The sequence below is a fragment of the Klebsiella sp. GB_Kp056 genome (assembly GCF_040064755.1).
Lineage (GTDB): Bacteria > Pseudomonadota > Gammaproteobacteria > Enterobacterales > Enterobacteriaceae > Klebsiella > Klebsiella quasipneumoniae.
Genome location: NZ_JBEAJA010000018.1, coordinates 1 through 621 on the forward strand (window position 1 = coordinate 1; position 621 = coordinate 621).

At 52.5% G+C, this 621-nt stretch carries 1 rRNA gene; it reads left to right on the forward strand.

The features are described from left to right. A 23S ribosomal RNA gene (locus tag ABLV52_RS00635) occupies positions 1 to 621 on the forward strand; the annotation flags it as partial.

Sequence of the window (621 nt, forward strand, 5' to 3'; positions counted from 1 at the left end):
GGTGTGACTGCGTACCTTTTGTATAATGGGTCAGCGACTTATATTCTGTAGCAAGGTTAACCGTATAGGGGAGCCGCAGGGAAACCGAGTCTTAACTGGGCGTTAAGTTGCAGGGTATAGACCCGAAACCCGGTGATCTAGCCATGGGCAGGTTGAAGGTTGGGTAACACTAACTGGAGGACCGAACCGACTAATGTTGAAAAATTAGCGGATGACTTGTGGCTGGGGGTGAAAGGCCAATCAAACCGGGAGATAGCTGGTTCTCCCCGAAAGCTATTTAGGTAGCGCCTCGTGAACTCATCTTCGGGGGTAGAGCACTGTTTCGGCTAGGGGGTCATCCCGACTTACCAACCCGATGCAAACTACGAATACCGAAGAATGTTATCACGGGAGACACACGGCGGGTGCTAACGTCCGTCGTGAAGAGGGAAACAACCCAGACCGCCAGCTAAGGTCCCAAAGTCATGGTTAAGTGGGAAACGATGTGGGAAGGCACAGACAGCCAGGATGTTGGCTTAGAAGCAGCCATCATTTAAAGAAAGCGTAATAGCTCACTGGTCGAGTCGGCCTGCGCGGAAGATGTAACGGGGCTAAACCATGCACCGAAGCTGCGGCAGCGAC